Consider the following 16,640-nt stretch of genomic DNA (forward strand, 5'->3'; position numbering starts at 1 on the left):
TGCCCCGCAACCTATGGTGCGGGGCATCTTCGCTTTTACGCGAAAACCTATTCGGGGCTCTTCATGAAGCTGTTCGCCTCCGCCGCCGTCGCGGCGTTGCTCCTCGCCAACCCGGTGCTCGCCGCGCCCAAGCCAGCCGCCAAGGTCACGGGCCAGCTGGCCCAGCTGCCCAGCGTCGACATTCCCTATACGAAGTTCACCCTGGCCAACGGTCTGACCGTGATCGTCCACGAGGACCACAAGGCCCCGATCGTGGCGGTCAACGTCTGGTATCACGTCGGCTCGAAGAACGAGCCCAAGGGCCGCACGGGCTTTGCCCACCTGTTCGAACACCTGATGTTCAACGGCTCGGAGAACTTCAACGACGACTGGTTCAAGGCGCTGGAGAAGCTGGGCGCCACCGACATGAACGGCACCACCAGCGAGGACCGCACCAACTACTTCCAGAACGTGCCGACCGCGGCCCTGGACCAGGTGCTGTGGCTCGAGAGCGACCGCATGGGCCACCTCGTCGGCGCCATCGACAAGGCCAAGCTCGACGAGCAGCGCGGCGTCGTCCAGAACGAGAAGCGCCAGGGCGAGAACCAGCCCTACGGCAAGGTCTGGGACGTGATCACCGCCAGCACCTACGACGCCGATCACCCCTACGGCCACACGGTCATCGGCGAGATGGAAGACCTGGACGCCGCCTCGCTGGACGACGTCAAGACCTGGTTCAAGACCTATTACGGCCCGGCCAACGCCACCCTGGTCCTGGCCGGCGACATCACCCCCGCCGAGGCCAAGGCCAAGGTCGAGAAGTACTTCGGCGACATCCCCTCGGGTCCGCCGATCGCCCGCCAGAAGGCCTGGACGGCCAAGCGCACCGGCAGCCAACGCGCCGAGATGCAGGACCGCGTGCCGCAGACCCGGATCTACAAGATCTGGAACGTGCCGGGCTATGGTACGGCCGAGTCCGACTACCTGGCGCTACTGGGCGACGTGCTGGTCTCGGACAAGACCTCGCGGCTCTACCAGCGCCTGGTCTATACCGACCAGACCGCTGTCAATGTCGGAGCCGGCGTCAACGAGAGCGAGATCGGCAGCCAGTTCATGGTCACCATCACCGTCAAGCCGGGCGGCGATCCGGCGGCGGTGGAAAAGGCCTTCGACGAGGAATTCCAACGCCTGCTGCGCGACGGCCCCACGCCCGAGGAAGTGGCCAAGGTCCGCACGCTGAGCCTGTCGAACTTCGTGCGCGGGGTCGAGCGCATCGGCGGCTTCGGCGGCAAGTCCGACATCCTGGCCGAGAGCCAAGTCTATCTGGGCGCGCCCGACGCCTACAAGACGAGCCTGGAGCGCATCCGCGGGGCCACCGCGGCCCAGTTGCAGGCGGCCGGCAAGGCCTGGCTGACCGACGGCGACTTCACCCTGACCGTGACGCCGTTCCCGACCTACACGACCACCGCCGGCGTCGACCGCAAGACGATGCCCGAGGTCGGCCCGACCAAGGCCCCGGCCTTCGTCAAGCTCGAGCGCGCCACCCTGTCGAACGGGATCAAGGTGATCCTGGCCGAGCGCCACGAGACGCCGCAGATCCAGTTCAGCATGCTGTTCGACGCCGGCGTCGCCGCCAGCGCCGGCGACAAGGCCGGCCTGACGGGCGTGACCACCAGCATGCTGACCGAGGGCACGACGCACCGCGACGGCCTGACCATCAGCCGCGAACTGGCTCAACTGGGCGCGGGCGTCGGCTCAGGCAGCGGCCTGGACTTCACCCAGGTGTCGCTGAACACCCTGACCACCACCCTCGATCCGGCCCTGGCGATCTACGCCGACGTGCTACAGAATCCGGCCTTCAAGCCCGAGGATCTGGACCGCTTCAAGAAGCAGAACATCGCCGCCATCCAGCAGGCCAAGCAGAACCCGCAGGCGATCTCGGGCCGCGTGCTGCCGGTCCTGACCTACGGCGCCGGCTCGCCTTACGGCCAGCTGACCACCGAGGCCTCGATCGCGTCGATCACCCGCGACGACGTCGTGCGCTTCCAGAAGACCTGGCTGCAGCCGCAGGGCGCGACCCTGGTGGTGGTCGGCGACACCACCCTGGAACAGCTGCTGCCCAAGCTTGAAGCCCAGCTTGGCGGCTGGAAGGGCGCGCAGGGCAAGACCAAGCCTCCGGTGCAGTCGACCCCGGGCAAGGGCGCGGTCTATCTGATCGACAAGCCCGGGGCCCAGCAGTCGGTGATCGCCGCCGGCAATCTGGTCCCGCCGCGCGACCCGAACGACCAGGCCGCGCTGGACGCCTTCAACAGCGTGTTCGGCGGCGACTTCGTCTCGCGCCTGAACATGAACCTGCGCGAGGACAAGCACTGGTCGTACGGCGCCGTCTCGGGCATCCGCGACGCCCGCGGCTCGCGCCTGTTCCTGCTCCGCGCGCCGGTGCAGACCGACAAGACCGCCGAGTCGTTCACCGAGGCCCGCAAGGAGCTGACCGACATCATCGGTCCGCGCCCGGTGACCCCGGCCGAACTGGCCAAGGCCCAGAACAGCCTGACCCTGTCGATGCCCGGCAACTGGGAGACCGGCGGGGCGGTGGCCGACTCCATCGGCGAGCTGATCAACTACGGCCTGCCCGACAGCTATTTCGACGAGTACCCGGCCGACGTGCGCTCGGTGACGGTCGAAAGCGCCACGGCGGCCGCCAAGAAGGTGATCAAGCCGGACGAACTGGTCTGGGTCATCGTCGGCGACCGCGCCGTGATCGAACCCAAGCTCAAGGCCCTGAAGCTCGACATCAAGGTGATCGACGCCGACGGCAAGCCGGTCCAGTAAGGCCGACTGAAGCGACAAGTGCGAAGGGCGGTCCTCACGGGCCGCCCTTTTTGTTTCTAGGCCCTTTTTGTTTGTAGGTAGGCGCGGGCGCCGCGATAAGCCGCCAGACAGTCGACCAGGAGACGCGCCGTGCAGCAGCCGACCGAGATCATCGTCCTCAGCGACGGCCCGGCCAACATCATCGAAGGCGCCTGGCCCGACCGCACGATCGACCAGGTCACGCGCGCCGAACTGCACGCCTTCCGTGTCGAGGCCCCCAGGGGCCGGGTGCTGGTCTGCGCCGGCGGCGGCTATCTGCGGCTGATGCACGACCGCGAGGGCGTCGAGGCGGCGCTGTGGCTGAACGGCCTTGGCTACGACGCCTATGTGCTGGCCCACCGCCTGCCGGGCGCGGCGAGCCCCGACGGGGTCTGGCCCTTCGACATCGCCCTGACCGACGGCCTCTCGGCCCTGGAGAAGATCCCCAACGACCTGCCGCGCTTCGTGCTGGGCCTGTCGTCGGGCGGGCACCTGGCCGGAACCCTTGCCTGCCAGCCGGGCGCGAACCTTGCCGGCGTGCTGATCACCTACGCCCCGATCAACGCCAACCACCGCGACTACAAGGCCCCGGCCGGCAAGCCCGACTATCCGCCCGTGGAAAAGCAGGCCTTCTACGACGCCTGGCCGATCGGCATCGCGGCGCAGCCGCACGGCGTGCCCGCCTGCCCGGTGTTCCTGGCCTACGCCCTGCTGGACGAGATGGTGCCGGTCGAGCATGCGCTGAACTTCATCACGACCGCCCGCGACCTGAAGCTGGATCTGGACGCCCACGTCTTCGGCCAGGCCCCGCACGGCTTCGCCCTGCGCGAACTGGCCGGCACGCAAGGGAGCTGGCCCGAGGTGGCGGCGCGGTGGATGGCGGCGAAGGCGGGGTAAGTCCCCTACCGCTCCTCGTCGAAGCGGTTGCCGACCAGCTCGACCAGGGCGTCGACGGCGGCTTCGGCCTCGGGGCCTTCGGCGGCGATGTCGATGGTCGAGCCGATGCCGGCGGCCAGCATCATCAGGCCCATGATCGAGCGGGCGTCGACGCTGGAGCCCTCGCGGGCGACGGTGACCTCGGCGTCGAAGCCCGAGGCCAGCTTGACGAACTTGGCCGAGGCCCGGGCGTGCAGCCCGCGCTCGTTGACGATCTCGACCGTGGCTGCCGCCGTTCGACTCATTTTTCTCCCGCCAGCACGTAGGAGGCCACGGAGATGTATTTGCGTCCAGCCTCCTGGGCGTGGGCGACGCAGGCGTCCAGGTCGTCGCGAGTGCGGACGCTGGCCAGCTTGATCAGCATCGGCAAGTTCAGGCCGGCGATGACCTCGGCCTTGGTCTGCTCCATCACCGAGATGGCCAGGTTGCTGGGCGTGCCGCCGAACATGTCGGTCAGCAGGATGACCCCGGCGCCGTCGTCGACGGCGGCGCAGGCCTTCAGGATGTCCGACCGGCGACGCTCCATGTCGTCTTCCGGCCCGATGCAGATGGCCTTCACCGCGGTCTGCGGCCCCACCACATGCTCCATGGCGGAAACGAATTCCTCCGCCAAACGCCCGTGCGTGACGATCACGAGCCCGATCATGCCTGGTCTCTCAAACGGGATCCCCTTCGCCCGATACGGCAGGGAGGCGCCGCGCGGGTCGCCTTGATACGCTTGTTAGGGGGCGACTCCAAGATGCTCCAGCATCCTGGCGATCTTCGCGGGCGCAGCGGGCTCCAGCGGCCACAGCTCGAAAGCCGGCAAATCCAACCCTAGAAGGCGTTCGGTGCGGGTCGGAGGCAAGCGTTCGATCCGTGAAGGATCGTCGACGCAGCGCACCAGGAGGGTGATTTCGGCTAGCGGAAGGGCCGGTTCGGTCACGATTCCAAAGCCGCGGACCTCCATCCGGCCCTTCAGCGGATCGGGCGCGCGGCCATAGAGCCGGCCGTCGGAAACGAAGGTCACCACCCGGTCGTCGGCCACCAGTCGGAAACCCGCCTCCAGCGCCCGCAGGGCCAGGTCGCTCTTGCCGGCGCCCGAAGCGCCCTCGATCAGCACGCCGCGCCAAAGGCCGCCGACCCGACGCGCCACGAGGCCCGCATGGCGGATCATTCGCGCGTCCCGTGGCCATGATGGTGGCCGTGATGGTGCCCGTCGCGGCCTTCGCGATGCTCGGGCAGTTCGACCACGAAACGCGCGCCGGCCACCGCGCCGGCCTCGTCCTGGCGGTTCTCGGCGTGGATCCGGCCGCCGTGCGCCTCGACGATCTGGCGGGCGATCGACAGGCCAAGGCCCGAATTGCCGCCGAACGCCCGGCCCTTGGGGCGCGAGGTATAGAAGCGCTCGAAGATGGTCTCGAGGTTGTCGGGCGGAATGCCGGGGCCGTCGTCGTCGATCGTCACGACCAGGCGGCCGTTCTGGCGCACCAGGCCGACCCGCACCTCGCCGTCGCCGGCGCTGAACGAGCGGGCGTTGTCGATCAGGTTGCGGAACACCTGGCCGACCGGGATCTCGCGGGCCATCACCCGCGACGCGCCCGTCGGCGCGCCGGTCAGGCGCACGCGGACGCTGAACGGCGGCTCCTCGCCGCGCACCTGGGCCTCGTAGATGCTGGCGGTCTCGGTCAGCAGGCGGGCCAGGTCGATCGGCTTGGGCAGTTCGCGCGACAGTTCTGCGTCCAGCCGCGAGGCGTTGGAGATGTCGGTCACCAGCCGGTCCAGGCGGCCGACGTCCTGTTGCAGTATGCCCAGCAGCCTCTGGCGGGCCTTGGTCTCGGTGACGAGATCGAGGGTCTCGATGGCCGAGCGGATCGAGGTCAGCGGGTTCTTGATCTCGTGGGCCACGTCGGCGGCGAAGCGCTCGATGGCCCCCATCCGCTCGGACAGGGCCTCGGTCATCTCCTCCAGCGACCTGGAGAGGTCGCCGATCTCGTCGTTGCGGCGCGAGATATCGGGCAGACTGATGGCCCGTGCGCCCTCCAGGCGCACGTGGTCGGCGGCCCGGGCCATGCGCAGCACCGGCTGGGCCACCAGGCGGTGCAGCAGCACCGACGACACCAGCACCGCGCCCACGGCCACCAGCACGAAGGGCAGCAGGGCCTTGCGCTCGGCGCCGATGATCTCGTCGACGTCGCCGGCCTCGACGGTCAGCACGCCCAGCACGGCGCGGACGTGCTGGATCGGGATCGACACCGACACGACCCGCTCGCCGTTCTCGGCCAGCCGCACCTGCTTGACGGTTTCGCCCATGCGGGCGCGCTCGATTTCCTGCTCGAACTCGGCCTTGGCCCGCTCGAGGGCGCGCGGCTTGGCGTCCTTGTCCTGTAGCGAGAGCTTGAAGCCGTTGTCGCCCGACTTGCGGGCCGGCGGCAGCACCTTCCACTCGACCCGGTCCTCGACCAGGTAGGAATCGGCCAGCAGCCGGCCTTCGCCGTCATACAGGCGGGCGCGCTGGGAATGGCCGCTGAAGAACGACTGCAAAATATCGTTGGCCGCCGCCACGTCGAGCGCCGGCTCGGGCTCGCCCACGGTGGCGGCCCGTTCGATGATGTTGGCGATCAGTTCGCCCTGGGTGCTGAGGCTGTCGATCCGGGCGTTGATCAGGCCGCTGCGCAGCTCGTTGAGCACCAGGGCCCCGACCACCAGTATGGCCAGGGCCAGCAGGTTCAGGCCGATGATCAGCCGCCCCAGCCGCGAGGCGCGCGGCCAGGTCAGCCGCCGCCGGTCGCGCGGCCCCGCCTCGGGCCCGGCCTCAGGCTTCGCGGTAGCGGTAGCCGACGCCATACAGGGTTTCGATGGAATCAAACTCCGGGTCCACCTGGCGGAACTTCTTGCGCATCCGCTTGATGTGGCTGTCGATGGTGCGGTCGTCGACATAGACCTGATCGTCGTAGGCGGCGTCCATCAGGTTGTCGCGGCTCTTCACGAAGCCGGGACGCTGGGCCAGCGATTGCAGCAGCAGGAACTCGGTGACCGTCAGGCGCACCGGCTTGCCGTCCCACAGGCTGTCGTGACGAGCCGGGTCGAGCGTCAGCTTGCCGCGCTTCATGACCTTTGAGCCGGCGGCGCCGGCCGGACCGGGCGCGGCCGGGTCCTCCTCGTCGGGACGGGCCCGGCGCAGGACGGCCTTGACGCGTTCGAGCAGCAGGCGCTGGCTGAACGGCTTGTGCATATAGTCGTCGGCCCCGAGGTTGAAGCCGAGGATCTCGTCGATCTCGTCGTCCTTCGAGGTCAGCATGATGACCGGCGTCTCGGAGGACTGGCGCAGGCGGCGCAGCACTTCCATGCCGTCCATGCGCGGCATCTTGACGTCGAGGATCACGAGGTCCGGCGGATTGCTCTCCACCGCCTCGAGACCCGAGACGCCGTCGTAATAGGCCTTCACTGTGTGGCCGTGGCTCTCCAGGGCCAGGGAGACCGAAGCGACGATGTTCTCGTCGTCGTCGATGAGCGTGATCTCGGCCAAGCCGTCTATTCCTCCGAATACCTTCCAGGCGATCCTATCGACCACCGCGCCCCGCTACAACGCACGGAGCGGCCAAGCTTTCCATCGTGTCTTTTCAAACCCTATTGCGGCCGGGGCGTGGCGGGCTTGGACACAGTTGCGGCAGCGGCGCCGAACGATGGTCTTCGCCCTTCAACCTCGCCTTAAGGTCTCGCAAGTCATAGTCACGATCCAGGAGCCCCATAAAGCCCATGAGCGACCAGGTCCATTACGAGCTATTCGTGCGCCGCAAGGTCGGCGCGCAATGGACTCTGGACATGGCCACCGAGATCCGCAGCCACGCTTTGGCCCAGGCCGAGGAAGTGCTGAACTCGGGGCGCGCGGTCGCCGTGCGGGTCTCGAAAGAGACCCTGGACCCCGAAACCCGCGAATATCGCTCCATCTCGATCTTCACCAAGGGCATGGTCGACGGCGGCAAGCCGAAGAAGCCGGTGGAAGAGATGGAGCCGCTGTGCGTGCAGCCGGCCGACCTCTACACCGCCCACGCCCGCGACCGCATCGGCCGCCTGCTGGAAAGTTGGCTGCAACGCCACAAGGCCACGCCGTTCGAGCTGCTGCACCGTCCCGACCTGGTCGAGAAGCTGGAAGCCTCCGGCACCGACCTGCAACACGCCCTGCAGAAGATCGCCATTCCCGAGGCCGAGGCCCGGGGCATGTCGGTCCACGAGCTGATCCGCAACTTCCAGGGCCTGGTCGAGCGCTCGGTCGCCAACCTGATGAAGGCCTTCAAGAAGGGCCAGCTGCCGGACCTCGACAAGGAAGGTTTCGCGAAAGCCGCCGAGCGCCTGGCCGCCGACCCTGATCGCGCCTTCCTGCTGGGGGCCGGCGTCGCCGCCTCGATCGCCCCGGCCAAGGACTGGAGCGAGAAGATCGCCCGCCTGCTCGACCTGGCCGACGCCGCGCCGGCCGAGCCCAAGGCCCGCGCCGCCGCCCTGGCCGCCATCGAGACGCCGCTGGCCGAGATCATCGGCTCCAAGGCCGGCATGGCCGACCTGCTCAACACGGCCGACGACCTGGGCGCGACCCTGGCGGCCATGACCCGCCTGGCCGGCGGCTCGCAGGTCGAGATGTTGATCAAGGTCGAGGCCAGCGTCCGCAACTGCATGCCCGAGCTGTCGGGCACGGCCAAGCGCCTGGGCCAGTGGCTGTGCGGCGACAACTTCCCCACCGTCCGCGCCTCGATCGCCCGCCGGGTGCTCAAGGAGCTGAACGGCGTGCGCCGGCTGAAGCCGACCGACGCCGAGAGTGAAATCGAGCACCTGCGCGCCCTGGCGATGAGCCTGACGGCCGCCGCGGGCCGCATCCTGCCGGCCGAGGACATCACCGCGGCCTTCACCACCCGCTCCAAGACCCTGCTCAACGGCGACTTCATCGAGGCCCTGCTGGGTCGCGACCGCTCGGCCCGCGAGGAGATCGTCATGCTGATCCGCCTGGCCGAGAACGTCATGGGGGCGGTCAACAAGCGCCACGCCGCACGCTGGCTGTCGGCCAACATCCAGGCCATGCGCTTCGAAAAGGAGATGCGCCAGGGTCCCGACACCCCGTCGGTGAAGCTGGCCGCCCTGGCGGCGCTGCAGAAGTCGCTGACCCGCTCGGGCCTGGTGGTCGAGGACTATGGCCCGCTGTGCGCCAAGCTCGGCGAGGTCGGCGGCATGGTCGAGGCCGACGCCCGCCTGCTGTCGCTGCTGGCCCGCGCGCCCGCCCCCCTGCCCCAGCGCCTGGCCCTGCTGGCCAAGCTGGCGATGGGCGAGGCCGGCCCCACCGGCCCGGTCGCCGACCGCGCCCGGCTGGAGGCCCTGAAGCTGGCCCGCGCGCCCGAAGCCCGCGAAGCGCTGGCCGCAAGCCCTGAGACCCTCGACCTGCTCAAGGGCCTGGTGCAGCAGCAACAGGCGGCCTGAGGGCCCTTCCAAGCTTGTCCGCGCCCTGACGCGTCCCCAAATCCGGGCTCCCAGAGCACGGAGCCCACATGGCCGTCTTCAGCGTCTTCTATCCCGCCCACGAGGGCGCGAAGTTCGATCACGACTATTACAAGGCCGTGCATATCCCGCTGGCGCAGAAGGCCTTCGGCCCGACCGGCCTCGTCGACACGCGGATCCTGCGCGGCGTTCCCGGGCCGGACGGCTCGCCGCCGCCGTTCGTGGCCATGGTGCACCTGACATTCCGCGACGCCGCCGCGCTGCAAGCCTCGCTGGGCGGCCCCCATGCCCCCGCCGTCCAGGCCGACGTCGCCAACTTCACCGACATCACCCCGGTGATCCAGATCAGCGTCGAGCCGTAGGGCGCCTGCAAGCTTGACCGGCGAGCGCGGGCGGCCAATCTGTCGGCCCGCTCGCGCGCCCTCAGGAACTCGTCATGGCCTTCATCAGCATCGTCTACCCGGCCCGCGACGGCGCCCGCTTCGACCACGACTACTATGCGAAGACCCACATCCGCATGGTGCGCGAAGCCCTGGCGGAGACCGGCCTGCTGGACGCCCGGGTGTTTCGCGGGGTGTCGACCCTGGACGGCGGCCCGCCCCCGTTCGTGGCCATGGCGCACCTGACCTTCCGCGACGAGGCCGCCATGCGCGCCTGCCTGGAAAGCCCGGTCGCGCCGAGCCTGCACGCCGACGTGGCCAATTTCACCGACATCGCGCCGGTGATCGAGATCTACGCGGCGCCAGAATAACCTCTCCCAGGGGAGAGGCTTCAGAGGGACAACGCCCGCGCCAGCGCCTCGACCACGCGCTCCGGATCCTCGTCGGCCATCCCCGGATAGAGCGGCAGGGTCAGGCAGCGGCCATACCAGGCGTCGGCGCCGGGCAGGTCGGCCAGGCCATACCGGTTCACGTAGTAAGGCTGGCGGTGCACGGGGATGTAGTGGACCTGCGTGCCGACCCCTTGAGCCTTCAGGCTTTCGACCACCGCCGCGCGGGTGGTCATGGCGGCTTCGAAATCGATCAACACGGTCAGCAGGTGCAGGGCCGGGTCGGACCACGAGGGGCTGGCGGCCAACCGCACCAGCGGCGACAGCGGCGCGAGCAGCGCCTGGTAGCGCGCCGTCAGGGTCCGCCGGCGCTCGACGAAGCGGTCCAGCTTGGCCAGTTGCGAGATCCCCAGGGCGCACAGGACGTCGGGGATGCGGTAGTTGAAGCCGAGCTCGGGCATCTCGTAGACCCAGGGCTCGGCCCCGGCCGGACGCACCATGCCGTGGCCGCGCAAGGATCGGGCCTTGGCCGCCAAGGCCGCGTCGTTGGTGGTCAGCATGCCGCCCTCGCCGGTGGCGAGCGTCTTGACCGGATGGAACGAAAAGCTGGCGAAACTCGAATAGGCGCAGTCGCCGACCGGATGGGCCTCGTTTCCGAAGGTCGCGACCGAGCCCAGGGCGTGGGGCGCGTCCTCGACCAGCACCGCGCCGGCGGCGCTGGCCATGGCCTTCAGCGCCGGCAGATCGCAGACGTCGCCGCGCAGATGCACCGGCAGCACGGCCCGTAACCGGCGGTCGCCCGCACGCGCCAGGGCGTCGGCCAGGGTGTCTGGGGTCATCAGGCCGCTGTCGGGGTCGACGTCCGCGAACACCACCTCGGCCCCGGCGTAGCGGGCGCAGTTGGCGGTGGCCAGGAAGGTCACCGACGGGGCGATGCAGACGTCGCCTTCGTCGATCCCCAGGGCCATCATCGCCAGATGCAGGGTGGCCGTGCCATTGGAGACGGCGATGGCGTGCTGCGCCCCGACCTTGGCCTTGAAGGCCGTCTCGAAGGCCTCGACCGTCGGGCCTGTCGTCAGGAAGTCGGCGCGCAGAGCTTGGGCGACAGCGGCGATGTCGTCGTCCTCGATCGTCTGCCGACCGTAGGGGAGAAAGCCGCTCATCGCGCGGCCTTCTCCTCCAGCATGGCCAGCAGGCCTTCGGGCGAGAGCCAGTCGTGGTTGTTGTCGCTGCTGTAGGAGAAATCTTCCGCCACGCGCTTGGCGCCGTCGGCTTCCGAATAGGGCTCGCGGCCGAACTCGGCGAAGTTGGGCTCGATGGCGAAGCGGTCGTCGAATTCGACGGTCGAGCGGGCGTCGTCGGCGCTGATCATGATCTCGTGCAGCTTCTCACCCGGACGGATGCCGATGACCTTGACGCCCGCGCTGGGCGACATCGCCTTCACCAGGTCAGGCATGGCCATGGACGGGATCTTGGGCACGAAGATCTCGCCGCCGCGCATCAGGTTCAGCGACGACAGCACGAAGTCGACGCCCTCGTTCAGCGTGATCCAGAAGCGGGTCATGCGCGGGTCGGTGATCGGCAGCTCGGTCGCGCCCTGGTCCAGCAGGCGGCGATAGAGCGGCACGACGCTGCCGCGCGATCCCACGACGTTGCCGTAGCGCACGACGCAGAACCGCGTGCCGATGTCGCCCGACAGGTTGTTGGCCGCCACGAAGGTCTTGTCCGACGCCAGCTTGGTCGCGCCGTAGAGGTTGGTGGGGTTGCAGGCCTTGTCGGTCGACAGGGCAACCACCTGCTTCACATGGTTGTTGAGGCTGGCCCAGACCACGTTCTCGGCGCCCAGCACGTTGGTGTGGATGCACTCCGAAGGATTGTATTCGGCGGCCGGCACCTGCTTCAGCGCCGCGGCGTGGATGACGATGTCGACCCCGCGCAGGGCCAGGGTCAGGCGCTCGCGGTCGCGCACGTCGCCGAGGAAGAAGCGCAGCTTGGCGAAGTCGGCCTCGTCGAACTGCTCGCGCAGCTCCAGCTGCATGTCGCTCTGCTTCAGCTCGTCGCGCGAATATATGATGACCTTGCGCGGGCTCGACCGCTTGAGCACCGTCTCGATGAACCGGCGTCCGAACGAGCCGGTGCCGCCGGTGACCAGGATCACCTTGCCGTCAAGGTCGAGGGATTGCGGTGAAAAGCGTCCCAAGATCAGCCTCCTCGCACCCGCCGCGCGCGCATCTGACGCACGGGGAATCTAGGTTAACGCGTTTGTGCGGCGCCAGACGTAAAGAGGACGTCAACCACGACGGGTTATGCGGAAGGCCATGCGCCGCACCCTCGCCCTCCTCGCCGCCGTCCTGACGCTCGCCGGTCTTTGCCCCTCGCCCGCCCTGGCCAGCGGCGGCGAAGCCAAGAAGGAAGCGCCGCCGACCTATTTCGCCCTGCCGACCATCACCGCCACGGCCATCCGCCGCGACGGTCGCAAGGGCGTGATGACCCTGGAAACCGGCATCGAAGCCAAGGACCCCAAGGTCATGGAGCACGCCCAGGCCTCGACCCCGCGCCTGCGCGCCGCCTTCGCCCAGGTGCTGATGACCTACGCCTCGGGCCTGCGCCGGGGCGCCGTGCCCGACCTCGACTATGTCGGCGCCGAGATGCAGAAGGCGACCGATCGCGTACTGGGCAAGAAGGGAGCCAAGGTGCTGCTCGGCTCGGCGATGGTGAACTAGGAGGCGGACTTCGCCTTGCGTCGCGCGCGGAAGAACCCGCGCAGCAGATCCGCGCTTTCCTGCGCCATCACCCCGCCCGTCGTCTCCGGCCGCCAATGGCAGGTGGGCTGGGCGAAGAACTTCGGGCCATGGACCACCGCCCCGCCCTTGGGATCGTCGGCGCCCCAGACAACCCGGCCGATGCGGGCGTGGCTGATCGCCCCGGCGCACATGGCGCAGGGCTCCAGCGTCACCACCAGGGTCAGGTCGGTCAGCCGGTAGTTCTCCAGCTTCGCCGCCGCCAGCCGCATGGCCGCGATCTCGGCGTGGGCCGTGGGATCATGCGCCGCGATCGGGCCGTTGCCGGCACGCGCGATCACCTCGCCGGTCACAGGATCCAGGATCACCGCCCCCACCGGCGTCTCGCCGCGCTCGGCGGCCGCACGGGCCTCGTCGAGGGCCAGGGCCATGGCCTCTGCGTCGGTCATGGCCGGTCTCCGTCTTCCAGCAATCGCACATGGGCGCCCAGGCCGGCGGTCCGCGCCTTGGCGACGAGGCGAGCGTCGGCGGTGACCACCACCGTTTTTCGCTGCTCGGCCAGCGCGAGATAGGCCGCATCATAGGCGCTCACGCCATGCCGCGCCGACAGGGTGAAGGCCCGCTCGGCCAGGCCGGCCATCGGCTGGAACTCGGCGACGATCTCGTCCAGCGCCGAGACGGCGCGGCCCGCCCGCGCCTCGTCGAGGCCGTCGATGCGCACCCGCCGGGCGGCGATGCTGGCCATCTCGATCCACAGCAGGTCAGGCGCGATCAGCCGGGCTTCGGACAAGGCCAGCGCCCGCGCGGCCTCGGATCCCGCCTCGAGGAAGAACAGCTTGGCCGCCACCGAGGCGTCGAGCACGATCTCAGCGGCCATCGCGGTCCTCGCGCACCAGGGCGGCGGCGTCGATCGCCTCGGCCGGCAGGGATTGGGCGAGATCGGCCAGCAGGACACGCCGGCGCTCGACGGCCAGGGCGTTCAGCAGCGCCGCGGCGGCGGCTCCGCGATCCAGCCTCATGCGCCTGGCCTCGCGGTCGATCATCTGGAGGCCGGCCGGGGTCAACAGCTCCAGCGGCACAGTCACGGCGTCGTCGCGATGGCGAAACGGCGTCGCCCCCTCGGCCACGCCCTGCTCGACCTCACGCTGGAAGGTCACCCGACGGCCAGCCAGGTCCAGGCCCGAGGTCTTCCAGCCGGCGTCCAGCCAGGCGGCCGCATGGGTGTGGCCGATACGGGTGTTGGACCACCAGGCCTGATGTTCCCGCGCCGAACGCGGCAGAGCGAAACCCAGGACGCCTTCGATCTCGTCGAAAGCCATGCGCAACGGATCCAGGCCTCGCGCCGCCTCCAGGTAGCGCTTCAGGGGCTCGTACTTCATCGCCGCCTCCATATATAAGTGATATACTATTTTATCACTCCCGCGACAATGGGCCTGCCTTGATCGCCCCGTCGTTCGGCGCCATGAGCTTTCTTCAACGCCCATCGTGAGATGCGCCCCTCCCGTCGAAGGACCAAGAACATGACCGACAAGTACCAGCCCGCCCTGCACGACGCCGTCGAGCACGATCCGGACGCCGAGGGCGGCGAGCGCGTCGCCAAGGCCCTAGCCCGCGCGGGCGTGGCCTCGCGGCGCGAGGTCGAGCGGCTGATCGAGGCCGGCAAGGTCGTGCTGAACGGCCAGGTGCTGATCACCCCGGCCGTGCGCGTGTTCCCGGGCGACCTGCTGGTCGTCGACGGCAAACTGGTCGAGGACCGCCAGCCCACGCGCCTGTTCCGCTATCACAAGCCCACCGGCCTGGTGACCACCCACAACGACCCGGGCGGCCGCCCCACCGTGTTCGGCGCCCTGCCCAACGGCCTGCCGCGCGTGATCTCTGTCGGCCGCCTCGACCTCAATTCCGAGGGCCTGCTGCTGCTGACCAACGACGGCGAGTTGTCGCGCGCCCTGGAGATGCCGCAGAACGCCTGGACCCGCCGCTATCGCGCCCGCGCCTTCGGCCACGCCACCCAGGAGACGCTGGACAAGCTGAAAGAAGGCACGACCATCGAGGGCGTCCGCTACGGCCCGATCGAGGCCCGCCTCGACAAGGCCCAGGACAAGGCCGGCGGCGGCCGCAACGTCTGGATCACGGTCACCCTGTCGGAAGGCAAGAACCGCGAGGTCCGCAAGGTGCTGGAGTCGGTGGGCCTGAAGGTCAACCGCCTGATCCGCCTGTCATACGGCCCGTTCGCCCTGGGCACGCTTCAGGCCGGCCAGGTCGAGGAAGTCGGCCCCCGGGTGATCCGCGAACTGCTGGCCGGCGTCATCGCCGACGAGAACATGCCCACGGGCGACAAGCCGCAGTTCGTCGGCGTCGCCGATCCGCTCTACGCCCCCGGCGTGGCAAAGGAGGGCGAACGCCTGCGCGGCGGCGAGATCCAGCGCCGCGCCCCCACGGGCCGCGCGCCGCAGATCGCCACGCCCAAGGTCGAGGAGCCCAAGAAGGTCTACAAGGCCGGCTGGGCCAAGGCCAAGATCCGCACCGACGGCCACAAGTCCAAGACCCACAAGCCCAAGTCGATCGACACCAAGTTCGTCACCGAGGCGCCCGGGCGCGGCAAGGGTCCCGCCAAGCCGGGCGCGAAGGGCGTTGCGGCCAAGGGTGCGACCGGCAAGTCGGGCGCCCGTCCCGCCGGCAAGAGCGCCCCGCAGGGCGCCACGCGCGGCAATGTCGCCCCGGCACGTGCGGGCAAGCCGGCAGGCTTCAAGGGTCCGCGCCCTGCCGGCGGCAAGCCCGCTCCGCGCGGTCCCAAGCGGTAGTCTCTAGCGCCGATCCGCCAGCCGTTCGGCCAGCGTGCGGGTGCGGCGCACGACGGTGACCAGGGTTCCGATCGCGATGACCGCCAGGCCGACGGCCAGCACCTCGCCCCGGCCGCGCCACAGCGGCTCGAAGGCGGCGATCGCACAGGTCGCCGTCAGGGCGGCCATGCGGTGCGGCTTGGCCATCGGGCCCGAGAAGTCGGCGGCGAAACCCAGGCCTCGGCCCAGCTCGCGCACATAGGCCGTGACCACCGCCAGCACCGCGCAGATCCAGCCCAGGGCCGGGCCGCCGGAGAAACCGGCGCTCATGGCGCCATAGCCGGCCCCGGCCAGGAACAGCACGTCGGCGACCCGGTCGGGCAGCTCGTTCCAGATCGGACCGTAGGGGCTGGAGCGGCCGTGCTCGACCGCCACCATGCCGTCGAGCAGGTTGCAGGCCAGCCGCAGCTGCACGCAGGTCGCCCCCAGCACCAGGCACAGCGACCGCCAGCCGCCTTCGACCCCGCCGCTGGCCGCCAGCAGGGCCGCGCCGAACACGGCGAAGGCCAGGCCAAGGCCCGAGATCGCGTCGGCGCTGATCCCCTTGCCGGCGATGGCGGCCGCCAGCCGTCCGGCCCAGGCCGCGCCCCGCGTCTTCAGCGGCCGGCGATTGGTCAGGTCGGGGGCTTCGGTCTCGAGGGGAGCGGTCATGGCGCGGTCTTCCTCCGGTCGGCGACCAGGCGGGCGTTGTAGGCGACGGCGTAGAGCGTCGACATCGTCCACGGAAAGGCGATCGTCGCCAGAAGTTCCGGCGTGCCGATCAGGCGATGGACGATGGTCAGGGTCGCCAGGATGGCGCTGGCGGTGATCGCCGGCGGCAGGGTCAGGGCGACAAGGCCCGAGAACCGCCCGTCCAGCCGCTCCAGCGTCTTCTTGAGCAGCGCCGTCAGCCCTGCCGACAGCAGGCCCTGGGCGATGGCCGGCCCCCACACCAGGCCATGGGCGTGGTTGGCCCACAGGGTCCAGCCGCCCATCAGCAGGAAGCCGAAGGCGGCGTGGACCAGGCTGGAGCGCAACAGGCGCGACATCGACGAAACTCCCCGGCTCGTAACCGTCGGCAAC

General features: G+C 69.6%; 19 protein-coding genes. 7 read left to right on the forward strand and 12 right to left on the reverse strand.

Going from position 1 to position 16,640, the window contains the following annotated elements; genetic code table 11:
• Positions 1 to 63: 63 nt before the first annotated feature.
• The gene (locus SGCZBJ_RS02265; protein WP_101716415.1) at positions 64 to 2,811 is read left to right on the forward strand and encodes a M16 family metallopeptidase; all 2,748 of its coding nucleotides are present in this window, start codon (positions 64 to 66) and stop codon (positions 2,809 to 2,811) included.
• A 129-nt stretch (positions 2,812 to 2,940) separates the two neighbouring features.
• Positions 2,941 to 3,726 carry an alpha/beta hydrolase gene (locus tag SGCZBJ_RS02270; RefSeq protein ID WP_101716416.1) on the forward strand — a complete coding sequence of 262 codons (786 nt, stop codon included), beginning with the start codon at positions 2,941 to 2,943 and terminating at the stop codon, positions 3,724 to 3,726.
• A gap of 5 nt (positions 3,727 to 3,731) precedes the next feature.
• Here SGCZBJ_RS02270 and SGCZBJ_RS02275 read toward each other — a convergent pair whose 3' ends face one another.
• From SGCZBJ_RS02275 to SGCZBJ_RS02295, 5 genes are all read right to left on the reverse strand, one after another.
• Positions 3,732 to 4,010 carry an HPr family phosphocarrier protein gene (locus tag SGCZBJ_RS02275; RefSeq protein WP_101716417.1) on the reverse strand — a complete coding sequence of 93 codons (279 nt, stop codon included), beginning with the start codon at positions 4,008 to 4,010 and terminating at the stop codon, positions 3,732 to 3,734.
• On the reverse strand, positions 4,007 to 4,411 hold the full coding sequence (locus tag SGCZBJ_RS02280; RefSeq protein ID WP_058348726.1) for a PTS sugar transporter subunit IIA: 405 nt from the start codon (positions 4,409 to 4,411) through the stop codon (positions 4,007 to 4,009). Before SGCZBJ_RS02280 ends, SGCZBJ_RS02275 begins: the two co-directional genes overlap by 4 nt.
• A gap of 75 nt (positions 4,412 to 4,486) precedes the next feature.
• Positions 4,487 to 4,921, reverse strand: coding sequence for an HPr kinase/phosphorylase (locus SGCZBJ_RS02285; protein ID WP_101716418.1), 435 nt, complete (start codon positions 4,919 to 4,921; stop codon positions 4,487 to 4,489).
• Positions 4,918 to 6,591: an ATP-binding protein gene (locus SGCZBJ_RS02290; protein WP_101716419.1), complete on the reverse strand. Its 1,674-nt coding sequence runs from the start codon at positions 6,589 to 6,591 to the stop codon at positions 4,918 to 4,920. The genes SGCZBJ_RS02285 and SGCZBJ_RS02290 overlap by 4 nt, the downstream gene beginning before the upstream one ends.
• Positions 6,560 to 7,273, reverse strand: coding sequence for a response regulator transcription factor (locus SGCZBJ_RS02295; protein ID WP_058348723.1), 714 nt, complete (start codon positions 7,271 to 7,273; stop codon positions 6,560 to 6,562). The genes SGCZBJ_RS02290 and SGCZBJ_RS02295 overlap by 32 nt, the downstream gene beginning before the upstream one ends.
• A gap of 230 nt (positions 7,274 to 7,503) precedes the next feature.
• Here SGCZBJ_RS02295 and SGCZBJ_RS02300 point away from each other — a divergent pair, with 230 nt between their 5' ends.
• The 3 genes from SGCZBJ_RS02300 (at position 7,504) to SGCZBJ_RS02310 (ending at position 9,979) form a co-directional block, all read left to right on the forward strand.
• Entirely contained in the window at positions 7,504 to 9,210 is a 1,707-nt protein-coding gene (locus SGCZBJ_RS02300; protein ID WP_101716420.1) for a hypothetical protein, read from the forward strand.
• A 68-nt stretch (positions 9,211 to 9,278) separates the two neighbouring features.
• Positions 9,279 to 9,590, forward strand: coding sequence for an EthD family reductase (locus tag SGCZBJ_RS02305; protein ID WP_101716421.1), 312 nt, complete (start codon positions 9,279 to 9,281; stop codon positions 9,588 to 9,590).
• A 74-nt stretch (positions 9,591 to 9,664) separates the two neighbouring features.
• Positions 9,665 to 9,979, forward strand: a complete 315-nt coding sequence (locus SGCZBJ_RS02310) for an EthD family reductase (protein WP_101716422.1) — start codon at positions 9,665 to 9,667, stop codon at positions 9,977 to 9,979.
• Between the two features lie 20 nt (positions 9,980 to 9,999).
• On the opposite strand, the gene pseC is transcribed toward SGCZBJ_RS02310, so the two are convergent.
• Together pseC and pseB are read right to left on the reverse strand one after the other, a co-directional pair.
• Positions 10,000 to 11,160, reverse strand: coding sequence for a UDP-4-amino-4,6-dideoxy-N-acetyl-beta-L-altrosamine transaminase (pseC, locus tag SGCZBJ_RS02315; protein ID WP_101716423.1), 1,161 nt, complete (start codon positions 11,158 to 11,160; stop codon positions 10,000 to 10,002).
• Positions 11,157 to 12,197: a UDP-N-acetylglucosamine 4,6-dehydratase (inverting) gene (pseB, locus tag SGCZBJ_RS02320; protein ID WP_101716424.1), complete on the reverse strand. Its 1,041-nt coding sequence runs from the start codon at positions 12,195 to 12,197 to the stop codon at positions 11,157 to 11,159. The genes pseC and pseB overlap by 4 nt, the downstream gene beginning before the upstream one ends.
• 118 nt (positions 12,198 to 12,315) lie before the next feature.
• Here pseB and SGCZBJ_RS02325 point away from each other — a divergent pair, with 118 nt between their 5' ends.
• The gene (locus tag SGCZBJ_RS02325; protein WP_240621391.1) at positions 12,316 to 12,720 is read left to right on the forward strand and encodes a hypothetical protein; all 405 of its coding nucleotides are present in this window, start codon (positions 12,316 to 12,318) and stop codon (positions 12,718 to 12,720) included.
• On the opposite strand, the gene SGCZBJ_RS02330 is transcribed toward SGCZBJ_RS02325, so the two are convergent.
• The 3 genes from SGCZBJ_RS02330 to SGCZBJ_RS02340 are packed head-to-tail and all read right to left on the reverse strand — an operon-like array spanning position 12,717 to position 14,117.
• Positions 12,717 to 13,187, reverse strand: coding sequence for a nucleoside deaminase (locus SGCZBJ_RS02330; RefSeq protein WP_101716426.1), 471 nt, complete (start codon positions 13,185 to 13,187; stop codon positions 12,717 to 12,719). The two genes, SGCZBJ_RS02325 and SGCZBJ_RS02330, sit on opposite strands and share 4 nt — an antisense overlap.
• Entirely contained in the window at positions 13,184 to 13,615 is a 432-nt protein-coding gene (locus tag SGCZBJ_RS02335; protein WP_101716427.1) for a type II toxin-antitoxin system VapC family toxin, read from the reverse strand. Before SGCZBJ_RS02335 ends, SGCZBJ_RS02330 begins: the two co-directional genes overlap by 4 nt.
• A complete protein-coding gene (locus SGCZBJ_RS02340) occupies positions 13,605 to 14,117 on the reverse strand; it encodes a DUF7662 domain-containing protein (protein WP_101716428.1) in 513 nt (170 codons plus the stop codon). The genes SGCZBJ_RS02335 and SGCZBJ_RS02340 overlap by 11 nt, the downstream gene beginning before the upstream one ends.
• A 141-nt stretch (positions 14,118 to 14,258) precedes the next feature.
• On the opposite strand from SGCZBJ_RS02340, the gene SGCZBJ_RS02345 reads away from it, so the two are divergent.
• Complete coding sequence (locus tag SGCZBJ_RS02345; RefSeq protein ID WP_101716429.1) at positions 14,259 to 15,539, forward strand: pseudouridine synthase; 1,281 nt, start codon at positions 14,259 to 14,261, stop codon at positions 15,537 to 15,539.
• 3 nt (positions 15,540 to 15,542) lie between these two features.
• On the opposite strand, the gene SGCZBJ_RS02350 is transcribed toward SGCZBJ_RS02345, so the two are convergent.
• A complete protein-coding gene (locus SGCZBJ_RS02350) occupies positions 15,543 to 16,229 on the reverse strand; it encodes a CDP-alcohol phosphatidyltransferase family protein (RefSeq protein WP_101716430.1) in 687 nt (228 codons plus the stop codon).
• Entirely contained in the window at positions 16,226 to 16,606 is a 381-nt protein-coding gene (locus SGCZBJ_RS02355) for a hypothetical protein (RefSeq protein WP_101716431.1), read from the reverse strand. Before SGCZBJ_RS02355 ends, SGCZBJ_RS02350 begins: the two co-directional genes overlap by 4 nt.
• Positions 16,607 to 16,640 lie beyond the last annotated feature (34 nt).

Source organism: Caulobacter zeae (assembly GCF_002858925.1).
Taxonomy (GTDB): domain Bacteria; phylum Pseudomonadota; class Alphaproteobacteria; order Caulobacterales; family Caulobacteraceae; genus Caulobacter; species Caulobacter zeae.

What these genes read in the sequence shown, in the direction of transcription:
- SGCZBJ_RS02265 (WP_101716415.1), top strand. Translation starts at nt 64, where the DNA reads ATGAAGCTGTTCGCCTCCGCCGCCGTCGCGGCGTTGCTCCTCGCCAAC.
- SGCZBJ_RS02275 (WP_101716417.1), bottom strand. Translation starts at nt 4,010, where the DNA reads ATGAGTCGAACGGCGGCAGCCACGGTCGAGATCGTCAACGAGCGCGGG.
- SGCZBJ_RS02280 (WP_058348726.1), bottom strand. Translation starts at nt 4,411, where the DNA reads ATGATCGGGCTCGTGATCGTCACGCACGGGCGTTTGGCGGAGGAATTC.
- SGCZBJ_RS02285 (WP_101716418.1), bottom strand. Translation starts at nt 4,921, where the DNA reads ATGATCCGCCATGCGGGCCTCGTGGCGCGTCGGGTCGGCGGCCTTTGG.
- SGCZBJ_RS02290 (WP_101716419.1), bottom strand. Translation starts at nt 6,591, where the DNA reads ATGGCGTCGGCTACCGCTACCGCGAAGCCTGAGGCCGGGCCCGAGGCG.
- SGCZBJ_RS02300 (WP_101716420.1), top strand. Translation starts at nt 7,504, where the DNA reads ATGAGCGACCAGGTCCATTACGAGCTATTCGTGCGCCGCAAGGTCGGC.
- SGCZBJ_RS02305 (WP_101716421.1), top strand. Translation starts at nt 9,279, where the DNA reads ATGGCCGTCTTCAGCGTCTTCTATCCCGCCCACGAGGGCGCGAAGTTC.
- SGCZBJ_RS02310 (WP_101716422.1), top strand. Translation starts at nt 9,665, where the DNA reads ATGGCCTTCATCAGCATCGTCTACCCGGCCCGCGACGGCGCCCGCTTC.
- pseC (WP_101716423.1), bottom strand. Translation starts at nt 11,160, where the DNA reads ATGAGCGGCTTTCTCCCCTACGGTCGGCAGACGATCGAGGACGACGAC.
- SGCZBJ_RS02325 (WP_240621391.1), top strand. Translation starts at nt 12,316, where the DNA reads ATGCGCCGCACCCTCGCCCTCCTCGCCGCCGTCCTGACGCTCGCCGGT.
- SGCZBJ_RS02330 (WP_101716426.1), bottom strand. Translation starts at nt 13,187, where the DNA reads ATGACCGACGCAGAGGCCATGGCCCTGGCCCTCGACGAGGCCCGTGCG.
- SGCZBJ_RS02335 (WP_101716427.1), bottom strand. Translation starts at nt 13,615, where the DNA reads ATGGCCGCTGAGATCGTGCTCGACGCCTCGGTGGCGGCCAAGCTGTTC.
- SGCZBJ_RS02340 (WP_101716428.1), bottom strand. Translation starts at nt 14,117, where the DNA reads ATGAAGTACGAGCCCCTGAAGCGCTACCTGGAGGCGGCGCGAGGCCTG.
- SGCZBJ_RS02345 (WP_101716429.1), top strand. Translation starts at nt 14,259, where the DNA reads ATGACCGACAAGTACCAGCCCGCCCTGCACGACGCCGTCGAGCACGAT.
- SGCZBJ_RS02350 (WP_101716430.1), bottom strand. Translation starts at nt 16,229, where the DNA reads ATGACCGCTCCCCTCGAGACCGAAGCCCCCGACCTGACCAATCGCCGG.
- SGCZBJ_RS02355 (WP_101716431.1), bottom strand. Translation starts at nt 16,606, where the DNA reads ATGTCGCGCCTGTTGCGCTCCAGCCTGGTCCACGCCGCCTTCGGCTTC.